This is a genomic window from Actinomycetota bacterium (genome assembly GCA_035759705.1).
Classification (GTDB): Bacteria; Actinomycetota; CADDZG01; order JAHWKV01; family JAHWKV01; genus JAJCYE01.
Genome location: DASTUJ010000002.1, coordinates 1 through 10,956 on the forward strand (window position 1 = coordinate 1; position 10,956 = coordinate 10,956).

The window sequence follows — 10,956 nt, forward strand, 5'->3', positions numbered from 1 at the left end:
CCGACAAGGGCGCAATCTTCTGCTTCACCCTGCCCATCACGGCCGACGGTGCGGCGTCTTGAGCCCGGTCGACGAGCTGGAGCTAATCGAGAAGGAAGCCCTGGAGGCGCTCGGCGCCGCGGACTCCTCGGACCGAGTGCAGGAGTTGCAGATCGTGTACCTCGGCCGCAAGGGCCCGCTGGCGCGAGTCGGCAAGACCCTCGGCACCCTGCCGGTGGAGGAGCGCAAGCTCGTCGGGCAGGCGGCCAACCGCGTCCGAGGATTGATTGAATCCGCGATCGCCGGAAAGCTCGCCGACCTCGACAACTCGGAGCGGGCCGGCCGGCTCGAGGCCGAGCGGCTGGACATCACCCTCCCGGGCCGCAAGCCGCCCACCGGGAAGCTCCACCCCCTGACCGTGGTGCTCGAGGAGATCGTCGACATCTTCGTCGGGCTCGGCTTCCAGGTCGCCGAAGGGCCGCTCGTCGAAACCGACTACTACAGCTTCCAGGCGCTCAACATCCCGCAGGACCACGCGGCCCGGTCGATGCAGGACACCTTCTACGTCGACACCGGGGCCCCCGAGCCCTACGTCCTGCGGCCCCACACCTCGCCGATGCAGGCGCGGGTAATGGAGTCCGGTCCGCCCCCGCACTACATGGTAGTCCCGGGGGTTGTGGCGCGCCGGGACGAGATCGACGCCAACCACCTGGCCCAGTTCATGCAGATCGAGGGGTTCGCGGTGGACGAGGGCATCAGCTTTTCCGACCTCAAGGGGGTCCTGCAGGCGTTCGCCAGGCAGATGTTCGGCGACAACCTCACCGTCCGGATGCACCCGAGCTATTTCCCGTTCACCGAACCGTCGGCCGAGGTCTACGTCTCCTGCTTCGCCTGTGACGGCAGCGGGTGTCCCACCTGCCGGGGCGAAGGCTGGATCGAGATTCTGGGGGCCGGCATGATCCACCCGAACGTGTTCCGCTCGGTCGGCTACCCGCCGTCGACGACCGGCTTCGCCTTCGGCATGGGAGTCGAGCGGATCGCCAAGCTCAAATATTCGGTCAACGACCTGCGCACGTTCTACGAGAACGACCTGCGCTTCCTGGACGCCCGATGAAGGTCCCGCTTTCCTGGCTCGCCGAGTTTGTCGAGATCAACGGTACTCCGGAGGACGTCGCCGCCAAGCTGACGTCGGCCGGCATGAAGGTGGAGAAGATCTACCGCACCGGTGAGGGCGTCGAGGGCATCATCGTCGGCGAGGTGGACGCCGTGGAGGCCCACCCGAACGCGGACAAGCTGTCGGTGGTCCGGGTGCGCACCGGCTGCGAGTACATCAGCGTGGTGTGCGGCGCCAGCAACTTCAAGGTGGGGGACCGGGTTCCGGTGGCCCAACCGGGGTCGAAGCTGCCGCAGGTGGGCGAGATCGGACGGCGCAAGTTCCGGGGCGTCCCCTCCGAAGGCATGCTCTGCAGCGGTTCCGAGCTAGGCCTGGGCGACGATCACTCGGGCCTTCTGATCCTCGACCCGAAAGCCGTGGTCGGGACCGACATCAAGCAGGCCCTGGGGCTGGGAGAAGCGGTTCTCGAGCTGGAGATCAACCCCAACCGGCCGGACGCCATGGGCCTTATCGGCATCGCCCGAGAGGTGGCGGCGTGCACCGGGGCGGCGCTGAAGGACTTCAACGCGATGCTGGAATTCCCGGTCTCCGAGTCTTCTAAGGCCTCCGACTTCGTCCAGGTCGAGATCCTGGACTCCGCCGGCTGCCCCCGCTACATGGCCCGGGTAATCGAGGGCGCAGGCTCTGGCCCGTCGCCGGCGTGGGCGCAGCAACGGCTGGTCCTGAGCGGCGTACGGCCGATTTCGGCGGTCGTCGACGCGACCAACTACGCCATGCTCGTCACGGGCCAGCCCCAGCACGCCTTCGACATGGACAAGGTGGGGGGCGGCAGGATAGTCGTCCGCCGGGCGGCTCCGGGCGAGGTGCTGGTCTCCATCGACGGGGTGGAGCGCAAGCTGGACCCGGAGGACCTGGTGATCGCCGACGAGTCGAAGCCGGTTGCTCTCGCCGGCGTCATGGGCGGGAGGGACAGCGAGGTCACCGACCAGACCAACCGCGTGATCCTGGAAACCGCAAACTTCGAGACCCGGTCGATCTTTAGAACCTCCCGCCGCCACGCGCTGCGCTCCGAGGCGTCGGCCCGGTTCGAGAGGGGAGTGGACCCCAATGGGGTGGACCTCGCGTCAAGGCTGTGCACGGCTCTCATCACCAGCTGGGCGGGCGGAACCGCAACGGCAGGCTCGGTCGACGTCTACCCGGACCCGGTGAACAAGCTGACCATCGTCATGCGCCCGGAGCGGGCTCGGGCTCTGCTGGGAGCGGACTTCAGCGACGAGTTGATGACCGACGCCCTGGCGCGTCTGGGGCTAAGACCGGAGACCAAGAACGGGGCGGTCGGCACGACGATCCCCACCTTTCGGGTTGACCTGAAGATGGAGGAGGACCTCATAGAGGAGGTTGCTCGGGTAATCGGGTACGACAGGATCCCAGCGACCCTGCCCGCAGGGCCCAACCGGGTGGGCAAACTGTCGGACGAGGAGAAGGGGCTGCGGAGGCTCCGCCGGGCTCTGATCGGCGCCGGTCTCTACGAGGCGCGCACCTCCAGCCTGGTCAGCCCGGCCGACCTGGAGAAGATCGGCCTCGGCAGGGACGCAGCCACGCCCCTCGCCAACCCGATCAGCCAGGACGAGTCGCTGCTGCGGCCCTCGGTCCTGCCCGGCCTGCTACGGTCGGCGGCTCTCAACTTCTCCCGGCGCCCGGGAGCGGTTCGCCTGTTCGAGATCGGCAAGACGTTCCACCCCAACGGCGTCGAACCGCCGGTGGAAAAGCTCCGGCTGGCCGTAGCCCTTGGGGGAGTGACCCCGCAGGAGTGGCACTCGCCGGAGCGCGAGCTGGACTTCTTCGACCTCAAGGGCGTCGTCGAGGTCGTTCTTCAGACCCTCAGCATCCGGGACGCCGAGTTCGAGGAGCGACAGGAAATCCCGTTCCACCCCACGCGGACCGCCGGCCTGTTCGCCGGCGATGGCACCCGGCTGGGCGTCTTCGGCGAGCTCACGCCGGAGGCGGCGGACCGGGCAGGGGTTCCCGCTCGTTTCAGCGTGGGTGAGTTCGACCTGGACGCACTGCTGGACCGCGCAGGCGCCCCGCTGCCCCCGGCGGAGTCGAGCCGCTTCCCGGCCGTCCTGCTGGACCTGGCGGTGGTCGTCTCCGAGAAGGTCGACTCCCGGAGCCTGTTGAGCACCGCGCGGACCGCCGGCGGCCCTCTGCTGGAAAGCGTCCGCCTGATCGACGTCTACCGGGGAGAGCAGGTCGGTCCGGGCAAAAAAAGCGTCGCCATCTCCATGACCTTTCGCAGCGCGGAACGCACCCTCGCCGACGGCGAGGCGCTCGATGCGCGCAACGCTATCGCGAACGCAATAGCGGAAAAGCACGGAGGCAAGGTCCGGGCTTAGAACACTGCAGACTTCCGTCGCCCGTGTGGCAGTTTCCAACTGCCGATTTCTGGGTAGCGGCGCACATCGACCGAAGTGGAGCAACTCATCAAGGAGGCCATTCCCCTTCATATCACCACCCTCCAGGAGCACGGGGACCGGGTTCCGGAGCCGAAGGCAATGGGCAGATATTTCACCGGCTGACGCCTGAACCTGGAGGGGCAAGCTCCCGTTTGGTCAGATTCCTAGCCGGTACAACCCATCCCTGGCGGCCCGATGCTCAGGGCGCCAGGCGCTCCACGATCCAGCCGTCTCCCTCCAGCCGGTACCTGAGCCGGTCGTGGAGCCGGTCGGGGCCCGCCTGCCAGAACTCGACCACCGCCGGCACCACCCGGAACCCACCCCAGTGCGACGGACGGGGGACCGGGCCGGTGCCGTATTTGGCGAAAAGGGTCGCCCGGCGTTCTTCGAGCTCTTCCCGCGACCCGAGCACCTGCGACTGCGGGCTCGCGAGCGCGCTCAGCTGCGAGCCCTGCGGCCTGGACGCCCAGTAGGCGTCGGACTCGGCCGCATCGAGCACCTCGACGTTCCCGTCGACCACCACCTGGCGGCGGAGGTCGTAGCAGGGGAAAAGGAGGGCGGCGGCCGGGTTGGCCGCCAGCTCTCGCCCCTTTCGGGAGGTGTAGTTGGTGTGAAAGACGAAGCCCGCCTCCGACACGCCCCTGAGCAGCACCGACCTCACGCTCGGCCTGCCCTCCGGTGTCGAGGTCGATACCACCATGGCGTAGGGCTCGGCCAGGCCCGCCCCCAGCGCGTCCTTCATCCATCGGTCGAACTGCTCGGCCCAGGTGGGCGCCAGGTCGTCCTCAGAAAGCATGATGCAACTTGGTGCCGGCTACCTGCGTCCCCTCGGCTTGGCCGGCGGCTTCTTAGCCGGGGCCTTCTTCGCGGCGGGCCTCGGCTTGGCCGGCGCCTTGGCGGTGGCCTGCGACGCGGGCTTCTTCCTCGTGTACCGCTTTCTCAAGCGGACCGGTTCCTCGGCCAGCGCAGCCGCCTTCTCCGCCCGTTTGCGGCCGGCCCTCAAGTTGATCGACTCGACGAACAGCGAGAAGCCCATGGCGAAGTAGATGTAGCCCTTGGGGATGTGGCGGTGCAGGCCTTCGAGAATGAGGCTCAAACCGATGAGCAGCAGGAAGCTGAGCGCCAGGATCTTGACCGTGGGGTGCCGGTCGACGAAGCCGCTGACGCCTTCGGCGGCCACCAGCATTACGCCGATGGCGACGACGACGGCGGCGATCATCACGCCGATCTCGTCGACCATGCCGACTGCGGTGATCACCGAGTCGAGCGAGAAGACGATGTCCAAAAGCCCGATCTGGATGATCACGCTGGCAAACGAGGCGGCCGCCTTGGCCGAAGCGTGGCCCTCATGGCCTTCGAGCTTGTCGTGGATCTCGTAGGTGCTCTTGGCGATCAGGAAGAGCCCACCGAGAAGCAGGATCAGGTCACGGCCGGAGACGTCCTGGCCGAGGACTGTGAACAGGGGTTCCACCAGGCCGATGATCGCGGAGAGGGTGAGGAGAAGGCCGACCCGCATGAGGAGCGCCAGGGCCAGGCCGACCTGGCGGGCCTTCTTCTGCTGGTTGGCGGGAAGCTTCCCGGCGAGGATCGACAGGAAAACGATGTTGTCGATACCGAGGACGATTTCCAGGGCCAACAGGGTCAAAAAGCCGACGATGACATCCGCCGTCAAAAAATCCATTCTTCGTACTCACCTTTCGCCGGGAACTCCCGCAACTCTATCCGGCTTGCGGCGACCGGAAACAGCGGGGCCCCCCGGCATACAATTCCCGCTGATGAACTTTCCCGAAGCCGCCGAGCCTCTCTTCGAGCTTGTACCCGAGGAGTTCACCGCCGAGCGGGACCGCATCGCCAAGGAGCTGAAGAAGCAGGGAGACGACGAGGCCGCCGGACAGGTCAAGGCGCTGAAGCGACCGAGCGTCACCGCTTATGCACTGAACCTCGTGTCCCGGAGGCACCCGGACCTGGTCGAGGCGTTGCTGGAGGCCGACGAGCACCTTCGCAGCGCCAGGTCCCGGGCCGATATGGACAACGCCAAAACCGAGCGGCAAAAGGCGATCTCAGCGATCACGGGTAAAGCGACCTCGCTGTTGCAGGAGCAGGACCGGCCGGTCACCGCCCAGGTCAAGGAACGGCTGACCGAGACGCTCCTTGCGATCGCCACCGACGAACAGACCCGGCAGCGGCTGAAGTCCGGGCACCTGCTGAAAGAGGCCGAGGCCGGCGGGTTCGGCGGCCCGGTTACCGCCTTCGACGCGGCTCCCGCCACCGAGGGCGACCGCAAGGCCAGGGACCGGGTGTCCAAGATCCGGGCCGAAGCCGAGGCCAAGCTGGCCGAGGCGAAGAAGGCGAGAGCCGACTCGGAGCGGGCACTCCGCGAGTCGAAGGAGCTGGCCGAGGCGGCCGCCGCGGCCAAGGACCGGGCCGGCAAGCTCGCGAACATCGCAAAGAAAGCCGAGGAGCTGGGCCGCGCCAAAATGGCCGAAGCCGAAGAGCTGGAGAACGGTCCCCGCTAGGGGGTGTGCTCGAAGGCGACCACTCCGCTGGTGCTGCCGACGATCTGAATCAGGCCCTCGGCGCCCGTGGGCGGGACCACTGCTGCGTTCATGTGGGTGATTGTGCGCTCGATGGTTTCGTAGGATCCGGTGGGCAGCAGACCCTCGGAGCCGGTGGTCGGGCTCAGCGACTTGCCGGGCGCCGCTGCGTACTTGGTGATCGCGTCGGTGCTGAACAGGGCAAGCGCTCCGCCGTCCCGGGTCTTGAAGACGAGGGGGTCCAGCTCACCGGGCCGCACCTCGGTCGAGGTGGTGATCTCCAGTGCCAGGTCCTTGTCGGTTGTGGCCTTGTAAGACTGGGCAAGCTCGTTGGTGAAACGTCCCGGGGCAAAGATCGATGAGTCGGCCCCGGCGGCGTAGGACGACAGGTACTTGCCCAGCTCCTCGGGAACGCTGAACGGGTCCAGCTTGAATGCATCCGCCTGGTCGTCGGCCACCAGTTCGGCGAACCCGTCGGCGTCCAGCGGGATGTCCGGCGCCGGGAACTCCGGGGGCACCGTGATGTACATCGACAGCTTCCACGGCTCGTCGGCGGCCTGCTTTTCGTACAGGCGCAGGCGGCTGGTGGGGGGCTCGCCGGGGTTGTCGACCAGGGCCAGCTTCACGTACGCCATGAACCGCGCCGGGTAGGTGGTCTGCTTCGGCACGTAGGCCGTGACGTCCTGGAGCCGGCGGGGGGCCCCGGCGGCGGTGGTCCGGCCCAGAGCCTTCAGGCGCTTGAAGAAGGCGTCGTCGATGTCGCGGGCGGGGGAGGTCTCGATGGAGTTCTGAAGTTTGTCGTCCAGGGTCTGGTTGGCCGTGTCGGACCCTCCGTTCAGGTCCTCGACGATCTCGCGGGCGTCGTCGGGCAGCAGGATCGGGTCACTGGAGACGCCCAGCGAGGAGCCCTCATCCTCTTCGGCCGGGTCCTGCTGCTGGCAGCCGGCGAGAAGGGCGAGGCAAAGCAGCGCACAAAGCGCGGCCAGGAGGCGTTTACGAAGGGAGGGGGGAAGGTCGCTCATGCGGTCACGATACTTCAAGCCGATCCGAGTTTGTACTACCCGGGACCCCGGGCGGGGCACATCGAAACGCCAAAAGTATCGTGCGGCCTCAGTCTTTCGAGCTTCCCGATGGTTTACCATCTGGGCACGGTCCAGCGTCTCGCTGGCAAGAGGGGGCGCCTTGAATCAGCAGGAAACATCGACTACGGACAGTGCCGCCCGGGGCGGGTCGGCGCCCCGCACGCTGGTCCTGGTCCCTACCTACAACGAGGCCTCCGGCATCGAAACGCTGCTCGACCGGGCGCTGGCGGCGGACCCGACGATCAACATCCTCATCATCGACGACGGCTCCCCGGACGGGACCGGCGAGATCGCCGACGGCCGGGCCGTGGACAACAACCGCATCGAGGTGCTCCACCGCAGTTCGAAGCAGGGTTTGGGGAAGGCCTACGTGGCCGGCTTCAAGCTCGGGCTGGAGCGGGGGTTCGACCTTCTCATCGAGATGGACGCCGACCTGTCGCACGACCCTGCCGCCCTGCCGGAGATCATCGCGGCGTCGGGCGAGGCGGACCTCGTCATCGGATCCCGCTACACGAAGGGCGGAGCGGTCGAGGGCTGGTCCCGGGGCCGCCACCTGCTTTCCCGGACGGCCAACCTCTACTCCCAGACGCTTCTCGGGTTTCCGATCCGGGACTCGACGAGCGGCTTCCGCTGCTACCGGCGGGAGGTGCTGGAGTTCCTGGACCTCGACCGGGCCAGCTCCGAGGGGTACGCCTTCCAGATCGAGATGGCGTACCTGACCTGGAAGAACGGTTTCCGGGTGAAGGAGGTCCCGATCGTCTTCCGGGAGAGAAGCACGGGGCAGTCGAAGATGTCGAGGAACATCGTCGTCGAAGGCGTCAAGTGGGTCACCCGGACCGGGTTGAAGAACCTTCCTCACCGGCTTCGCCGGCGCCCCAGCCGTCCCGCGTCATAAGGCCGAAAACGCCGACGCAGACGCACGCGAGCAGCACGACCGTGCCCCAGACCAGCCAGCCAAGCGGCGGGACGAAGTAGGGGTCGCGATAGAAGAAGTTGTCGCCGCCCGGCCCCACCGCGTACCGCCGGCCGACCGTGTACCAGGCCCAGCCGTGCAGGACGCCGCAGGTTACGCCGAACCAGCGCACCAGGCGGGGCCTCAGCCCCGCCAGCACCGCCCGGTTCAGGTAGATGACCTCGCCGGCCAGAAGAGGCATCGCCACGAATATCGGCAGCAGCTGCCTTCCCTGCGCCCCGAACCCGACGCTGGCCTGGATGGTTTCCAGCGCCAGGATAGAGACGACGCTAAAGACGACCGAGGTCGCAAGCACCAGCCGGTGGCGCCGGGTTCCCACCAGGAACGCCAGGGTGGCCAGGCTGATCAGCAGAAACGACCAGCCGAAGTAGACGCCGGTGTTCACCGGGGTGTCCAGGGGGCCGAATACGCCTATCGAGTGGCGGCCGATCTCGCGCAGGCTTCCCCAGCTCGGGTCGTAGAACTTGCTCAGCACATCCATGCTCGTCGGGGGGTGCGGTTCGTGGTTGACCTGCCACCACACATTCAGCAGCAGGCCCCCGGCGACCACCGCCGAGGTGGCCAGGGCGGGCACCAGGCTCGACCGGAATTTGTCGATTACCGGCCGGAAACCCAGCAGTCCCAGGAACAGGACCAGCTGCATCGCCAGGAAGAACGGGCCGAGGTCCCGGGTAGCAGCCAGCGTGAAGCCGCTTGCCCCCAGGCCGGCCCAAAGCCACCTTGAAGGAGGATCGGGTCGCGCCAGGCGCAGGAGGCAGGCAAAAAAGCACAGGCCCGCAACGACCTCGGGACCGCTCACCGTGAGGCTCCCGCCGACCGACATCAGCATCGGCGTCATCGCGGCCAGAAGTCCTGCAAGTGAGATCGACGCCCGTCCCGCCTGCCACAAAGCCAGGGCCGCCGCTGCGACAAGAAGTGTGGAGAAGCCGGCCACTGCGACCCGCCCCAGGAGCATCGACGTCACCACCCGGTCCGAGAGCAGGGTCCCGATGCCGGGAACCACGTAGCTGAACGGCTGGGTGGTGCCCATGTTGGTCTGGAAGTCGACGGCTTCGCTCCCCGGCTCGGTGTAGGGGTTGGGGCACTTGACCGTGAACGGGGTCGTCCGGCAGTTCAGGCTTTCGGGCGACATGGAGATGGGCAGCGTGACCACCCGGGTCTGCGCCCTGGCCCTGATCTCGCCGCCTTCCAGCTCTGCCTTCTCCTCCGGGGTCAGCGGTGGCGGCTCCGGGAGGATCCACTGCCCACGGGCCACGCCGGCCGCCCGGAGGAAGTGGGCGATCTCGTCTGCCGCCACCGCCGGGGGGTTGCTGAGGGCCCAGGCGAAAAAGAGCATCCCGTAGCCGGCGATCAGGACCCAGATCGTCACCAGCGACCTCGTCGGTCTCATCGGGCTTCCTGCGGTGGGGGGTCGCCAGCGGGCCTTCTTCGCAACATGATGAGCAGCTTGAGCACCACCAGAACCAGAATGCTCGCCTCCTGGTACCCGACGATGTGGTCCGGCGCGTCGGGCAGCACGCTCCAGTCGAACAGGATCGGGAAGTACAGGTAGGTGAACCAGCTGAGGGCCGCCAGCAGGACCTGCAGGTACCGGTTGGTGGTGAACGCGGCTGCGACGATGATCCAGAGTGCGAACTGCGGGGAGTGGAACACCGAGGCGGTCACGAACCCCACGACTGCGATCAGAAACGCGTGAAGCAACTGCTCGAAGGTCCGGGGGCGGAGAGCCGCAGCGAGCAGCCCGAAGGCCACCTGGATCACCAGCGGTACCCGGTGTTCCAGCATCCAGTCGAGCTGGGGTTTGAGCCTGGTGTCCAGCAGGTTGTCGACGGCGAGGTAGATCGTCTCCCCGTTGTAACCCCGTCCGGCGTGGAACTCGAAAGGCATGAGTACTCCTTCGGTCCCGGCGTAGAGCCAGACCACCCCCAGGCTCACGACCATGGGGGCCAGAGCCAGAGCCGAGAGTGCCACTGCCTTCTTGAGCCCTACCCGGTAGATCCAAAAGACGCCCAGGGCCGGGAGGAAGACCGCGGCGTAACCCTTCAGCGCGATGCACAGCCCCAGCCAGGCCGCAGCCCGGACGTAGCGTTCGTTCCGGAGGGCCAGCAGCGCCATCAGGCTGGCGAGAGCGGGGTACAGGTCGAAACGGAAGAGGGCGAAATAGAGCGCAGCGGGCGAGAGCCAGGTGAACAGCGGCAGCCACCCTTCACGGGCGAACTTGCCGGCGGCGAAGCCGTAGCCCAGCCCCGCCAGCCCCATCCACCACCAGCAGAAGTTGTGGAACGGGTCCTGGAAGACCACGAGCCGGGTCGAGATCAGCCTGACAAACTTGAAGACCATTACGGCCATCGGGGGGTACTCGGAGAAGAGGTCCCGGTAGGGAAGTTTCCCCGAAGCCAGGCCCCACTCGGACTCTCGAAAATAGACACTCGGGTCGATGTGGTCGAAGAAGAACCTGATCGGGCGGTGGTCGAAGAACGAGTCACCGATCAGCCAGGTCACCAGCAGGACGGCTCCGCAGGTCCCGAGGGCCGGAAGCGCGCTTAGGGCCCAGCGCGCAGGCGTTTCCCGGAACCTGGCCGACCTGACGCTTATGCCGGCGCTCATGGTCCTGCGGCCAGGGTGGCTTCGAGCTCCGCGGCCTGCTGCAGCAGCGAGGCGGCCTCTTCCGACGACTCGAGCTCACCCCGGACTTCGGCTAGGAGCTCTGCCGCCCGCTCCGGGTCGGACCCGCGTATGCAAAGTTCGGCCAGGTAGACCGTGGCCTCAAGCCGTTCGAGAGCGGGAACCCCGGTTTCGGGGCGTCTCAGCCCGCGCTCCA

At 67.2% G+C, this 10,956-nt stretch carries 10 protein-coding genes; 4 read left to right on the forward strand and 6 right to left on the reverse strand.

Translation table 11 applies throughout. The features are described 5' to 3' along the window. Nucleotides 1-58 precede the first annotated feature (58 nt). Nucleotides 59-1,093, forward strand: a complete 1,035-nt coding sequence (pheS, locus tag VFV09_00015; protein ID HEU4866086.1) for a phenylalanine--tRNA ligase subunit alpha — start codon at nucleotides 59-61, stop codon at nucleotides 1,091-1,093. Next, nucleotides 1,090-3,486 carry a phenylalanine--tRNA ligase subunit beta gene (gene pheT / locus VFV09_00020; protein ID HEU4866087.1) on the forward strand — a complete coding sequence of 799 codons (2,397 nt, stop codon included), beginning with the start codon at nucleotides 1,090-1,092 and terminating at the stop codon, nucleotides 3,484-3,486. Before pheS ends, pheT begins: the two co-directional genes overlap by 4 nt. Nucleotides 3,487-3,745: 259 nt before the next feature. On the opposite strand, the gene pdxH is transcribed toward pheT, so the two are convergent. Next, nucleotides 3,746-4,342 (reverse strand): pyridoxamine 5'-phosphate oxidase, encoded by a 597-nt coding sequence (pdxH, locus tag VFV09_00025; GenBank protein HEU4866088.1) that lies wholly within the window; start codon nucleotides 4,340-4,342, stop codon nucleotides 3,746-3,748. 18 nt (nucleotides 4,343-4,360) lie between these two features. Beyond that, on the reverse strand, nucleotides 4,361-5,227 hold the full coding sequence (locus VFV09_00030) for a TerC family protein (protein ID HEU4866089.1): 867 nt from the start codon (nucleotides 5,225-5,227) through the stop codon (nucleotides 4,361-4,363). A 94-nt stretch (nucleotides 5,228-5,321) separates the two neighbouring features. Here VFV09_00030 and VFV09_00035 point away from each other — a divergent pair, with 94 nt between their 5' ends. Then, nucleotides 5,322-6,062, forward strand: a complete 741-nt coding sequence (locus VFV09_00035; GenBank protein HEU4866090.1) for a hypothetical protein — start codon at nucleotides 5,322-5,324, stop codon at nucleotides 6,060-6,062. Here VFV09_00035 and VFV09_00040 read toward each other — a convergent pair. After that, entirely contained in the window at nucleotides 6,059-7,102 is a 1,044-nt protein-coding gene (locus VFV09_00040) for a hypothetical protein (protein ID HEU4866091.1), read from the reverse strand. The genes VFV09_00035 and VFV09_00040 overlap by 4 nt on opposite strands. Before the next feature lie 160 nt (nucleotides 7,103-7,262). Here VFV09_00040 and VFV09_00045 point away from each other — a divergent pair, with 160 nt between their 5' ends. Beyond that, nucleotides 7,263-8,057, forward strand: coding sequence for a polyprenol monophosphomannose synthase (locus VFV09_00045; GenBank protein ID HEU4866092.1), 795 nt, complete (start codon nucleotides 7,263-7,265; stop codon nucleotides 8,055-8,057). Here VFV09_00045 and VFV09_00050 read toward each other — a convergent pair. The 3 genes from VFV09_00050 to VFV09_00060 form a co-directional block, all read right to left on the reverse strand. Then, on the reverse strand, nucleotides 7,990-9,525 hold the full coding sequence (locus VFV09_00050; protein HEU4866093.1) for a DUF2142 domain-containing protein: 1,536 nt from the start codon (nucleotides 9,523-9,525) through the stop codon (nucleotides 7,990-7,992). The genes VFV09_00045 and VFV09_00050 overlap by 68 nt on opposite strands. After that, entirely contained in the window at nucleotides 9,522-10,742 is a 1,221-nt protein-coding gene (locus VFV09_00055) for a hypothetical protein (protein ID HEU4866094.1), read from the reverse strand. Before VFV09_00055 ends, VFV09_00050 begins: the two co-directional genes overlap by 4 nt. Beyond that, nucleotides 10,739-10,956: hypothetical protein (locus tag VFV09_00060; protein HEU4866095.1), on the reverse strand; the 218-nt coding region annotated here is incomplete at its 5' end. The genes VFV09_00060 and VFV09_00055, both read right to left, overlap by 4 nt.

Excerpts from the sequence above, each read along its gene's own strand:
- pheT (HEU4866087.1), top strand. The coding sequence starts at position 1,090 with ATGAAGGTCCCGCTTTCCTGGCTCGCCGAGTTTGTCGAGATCAACGGT.
- pdxH (HEU4866088.1), bottom strand. The coding sequence starts at position 4,342 with ATGCTTTCTGAGGACGACCTGGCGCCCACCTGGGCCGAGCAGTTCGAC.
- VFV09_00030 (HEU4866089.1), bottom strand. The coding sequence starts at position 5,227 with ATGGATTTTTTGACGGCGGATGTCATCGTCGGCTTTTTGACCCTGTTG.
- VFV09_00035 (HEU4866090.1), top strand. The coding sequence starts at position 5,322 with ATGAACTTTCCCGAAGCCGCCGAGCCTCTCTTCGAGCTTGTACCCGAG.
- VFV09_00040 (HEU4866091.1), bottom strand. The coding sequence starts at position 7,102 with ATGAGCGACCTTCCCCCCTCCCTTCGTAAACGCCTCCTGGCCGCGCTT.
- VFV09_00050 (HEU4866093.1), bottom strand. The coding sequence starts at position 9,525 with ATGAGACCGACGAGGTCGCTGGTGACGATCTGGGTCCTGATCGCCGGC.
- VFV09_00055 (HEU4866094.1), bottom strand. The coding sequence starts at position 10,742 with ATGAGCGCCGGCATAAGCGTCAGGTCGGCCAGGTTCCGGGAAACGCCT.